The organism is Micromonospora sp. NPDC049799, assembly GCF_040656655.1.
Lineage (GTDB): Bacteria > Actinomycetota > Actinomycetes > Mycobacteriales > Micromonosporaceae > Micromonospora.
This window is the reverse complement of the sequence record NZ_JBFAMU010000532.1, coordinates 1-3,293: the sequence shown is the minus strand read 5'-3', so window position 1 is coordinate 3,293 and position 3,293 is coordinate 1. Positions and strand designations below refer to the sequence as shown.

Below are 3,293 nucleotides of genomic sequence, written 5' to 3'. Positions count from 1 at the left end.
CCCGGCAGCCGGGTCACCGTGCGGGGCGCCGTGGCACCGCTGCCGCCCGCCTGCGCCGACCGTGACCTGGCCCAGACCGTCGCCGTCGCCCGCGTCGAGCCGGCCTGATCCGATCGACGTGATCGTCCACGTCCGGGCTGTCCGACACGCCGACGGTGCGACAGCGGGGACGTAGACGATCAGCTGGTGTAACGCGTAGCTGGCCGGGTAGGCCGGGCGGATGGAGCTGGTCGAGGAGTCGCCGTACCGGTTCCGGATCGACCGGCACGACCCGATGCGCGTACCGGGGGTGGTCTTCGCGTCAGAGTCGTTGCTGCCCGACGCCGGAGCCGACAAGTCGCTGGAACAGGTCGCGAACGTCGCCACCCTGCCGGGCATCGTCGACGCGTCGTACGCCATGCCGGACGTGCACTGGGGTTACGGCTTCCCGATCGGCGGCGTGGCCGCCACCGACGTGGCGCGGGGCGGCGTGGTCTCCCCGGGCGGAGTGGGCTTCGACATCTCGTGCGGCGTGCGGTTGCTCGCCGCCGACCTCGACCGGGCCGACCTCGGGACCCGGCTCGACGGCCTGATGGACGCGCTCGGCGCGGCGATCCCGCGCGGCATGGGCCGGGGCGCGGTGTGGCACCTCACGGGGTCTGACGAGCTGGACGGGGTGCTGCGCGGCGGCTCGCGCTACGCCGTCGAGCGCGGCTTCGGCGTCGAGCGGGACCTGCACCGCTGTGAGGACTACGGCGCGGTCGCGGACGCCAACCCGGCCCAGGTCAGCGCCCGGGCGATCGAACGCGGGGCCGGTCAGGTCGGTAGCCTCGGCTCCGGCAACCACTTCCTGGAGGTCCAGGCCGTCGCGGAGGTGTACGACGAGCCTGTCGCCGCGGCGTTCGGGCTGCGCGCCGGTCAGGTCTGCGTGATGGTCCACTCCGGTTCCCGGGGTCTGGGTCACCAGATCTGCACCGACCACGTCCGGACGATGGAGAAGGTGATGCGCCGGTACGGCATCGAGGTGCCGGACCGGCAGCTCGCCTGCGCGCCGGTCGACTCCCACGAGGGACGGGCCTACCTCGGCGCGATGGCCGCCGCCGCCAACTACGCCCGCGCCAACCGGCAACTGCTCGCGCACGCCGCCCGGACGGCCTTCACGCGGGAGACCGGCAGCCGCCTCGACCTGGTCTACGACATCTCGCACAACCTGGCGAAGATCGAGACCCACGGCACGGACGGGGACCGTCGCAGCCTGTGCGTGCACCGCAAGGGGGCCACCCGCGCGCTGCCGCCCGGTCATCCGGAGCTGCCCGAGGACCTGCGCGACGTCGGGCAGCCGGTGCTGATCCCCGGCTCGATGGGCACCTCCTCGTACGTCCTCACCGGCGTGCCCGACTCACCCGCCTTCGCCTCCACCTGCCACGGCGCGGGCCGGGTGCAGAGCCGCAAGCAGGCGGTGCGGGCGGAGCGCGGCCAGGACCCGCGCGGCCAACTGGAGGCGCAGGACATCGCGGTACGCGGTGCGTCCCGGCGCGGCCTGGCCGAGGAGATGCCGGCGGCGTACAAGGACGTGTCGGCGGTGGTCGAGGCGGCGGAGGGCGCCGGCCTGTGCCGGAAGATCGCCCGGCTGGTGCCGCTCGGCGTCGTCAAGGGCTGAGCCCCGCCGCTCACACGTCGAAGGTCACCGTGCAGGACCAGCCCGGCCCCTCGGGGCCGAAGCGCAGCTCGTGCAGGGCGACCGCCTTCGGCACCGCCCCGACCAGTTCCACGTCGTCGGTGTTCGCCGTCCGCCAGCGCACCACCGTGCCGTCCTCGTCGGCCACCTCGGTGCGTACGGGAAGCTCGCCCGCCGTGTCCATCCGGAAGATCACCTCGTCGAGGACGCTGACCAGCAGGTCCTCGTCGTCCTCACCGGCCTGCGGGCGGTACTCCCGGTCGGTGAAAGTGCGCGCGCCGGTGGTGTCGGCGAAGGTGTCGACCAGGGCGGTGACCGCCTCGGCCACGCACTCCTCCCGGCTGGGCGCCCACGCCTCGATCCGGACGTCGGCGGTGTGCGGGACGCAGCGGTGGCCGCGCTCGGGTCGTCCTGCCATGTCCCGATCATCCGCCACGGGTCCGTCCGGCGGGGCGGTCTGCCCCCGAGACGGTCGGAGAACGTCCCGGGGCTGCGGCTCGGGGTGATCCCGGAGCGGCCCCGGAAACCGTCCCGCCGGCCTGGTCGGCGGGACGGATAAGAAGAGAGGCTACAGGTACCGACCCACCGGAGGTGCCACCGTGGCGACCCGACGCCGACCCCTCGTCCGCCTGCTCCTCGGCGTGCTCGCCGTCGTTCTCGTGCTCTGCTGCGGCGGTATCGCCGCCGGGGCCTGGACGTTCACCCGCTCCGGCACCGACACCGTCGGCGAGGTGGACTTCGTGCGCCCGCTCGCCGTACCTCCGCTGGCGCCCTCCCGGATCGACGGGCAGGGCCGGCGCGTGTTCGACCTGCTCGCCCGCGACGGACGCCGGGACTTCCGCGGCGACGGCCGGATGACCCGGACCGCCGGGTTCGACGGTGACTACCTCGGCCCGACGCTCCGGGCGAAGCGCGGTGAGCAGGTGGCGGTGAACGTGGTGAACCGGTTGGGCGAGGAGACCAGCGTGCACTGGCACGGCATGCACCTGCCGGCCCGGATGGACGGCGGCCCGCACCAGATGGTCCGACCCGGGGCGACCTGGTCGCCGACCTGGACGGTGAACCAGCCGGCCGCGACGCTCTGGTACCACCCGCACGTGCACGGGAAGACCGAGGAGCACGTCTACCGGGGCCTGGCCGGCATGTTCATCCTCGACGACGACCGGGAGGCGGCCCTGCCGCTGCCCCGCGACTACGGCGTCGACGACGTGCCGGTGATCGTGCAGGATCGGGCGTTCTCCCGCAGCGGCCAGTTCACCAAGACCCGGAACTCGATCTCCAGCATCGGGGTGCTGGGCGACACACTCCTGGTCAACGGCACCGTCGGGCCGTACCTCGACGTGCGCACGGAGCGGGTCCGGCTGCGACTGCTCAACGCCTCCACGGCCCGCATCTACGGGTTCGGGCTCTCCGACGGCCGGCCGTTCGACATGATCGCCAGCGACGGCGGCCTGCTGCCGCGCACCGCCCGGCTGAACCAGGTGCGGCTCTCGCCCGGCGAGCGCGCCGAGATCGTGGTGACCGTCCGGCCCGGGGAGCGGGTCACGCTGCGCAGCACCGGCCCCGACCTGGAGGCGGGCGCGCTGGCCGACCGCTTCGCCGGCGGGCGGGACCGCTTCGACGTGCTTCAGCTACG

The 3,293-nt window shown here is 73.8% G+C and carries 3 protein-coding genes; 2 read left to right on the top strand and 1 reads right to left on the bottom strand.

The window, feature by feature from the left end:
• Positions 1 to 220: 220 nt before the first annotated feature.
• Positions 221 to 1,639 (top strand): RtcB family protein, encoded by a 1,419-nt coding sequence (locus tag AB0I76_RS25815; protein ID WP_357040484.1) that lies wholly within the window; start codon positions 221 to 223, stop codon positions 1,637 to 1,639.
• Positions 1,640 to 1,649: 10 nt separating this feature from the next.
• Here the strand turns inward: AB0I76_RS25815 and AB0I76_RS25810 are convergent, their stop codons facing one another.
• On the bottom strand, positions 1,650 to 2,075 hold the full coding sequence (locus AB0I76_RS25810; protein ID WP_357040481.1) for an archease: 426 nt from the start codon (positions 2,073 to 2,075) through the stop codon (positions 1,650 to 1,652).
• Between the two features lie 181 nt (positions 2,076 to 2,256).
• On the opposite strand from AB0I76_RS25810, the gene AB0I76_RS25805 reads away from it, so the two are divergent.
• Positions 2,257 to 3,293: multicopper oxidase domain-containing protein (locus AB0I76_RS25805; protein ID WP_357040478.1), on the top strand; the 1,037-nt coding region annotated here is incomplete at its 3' end.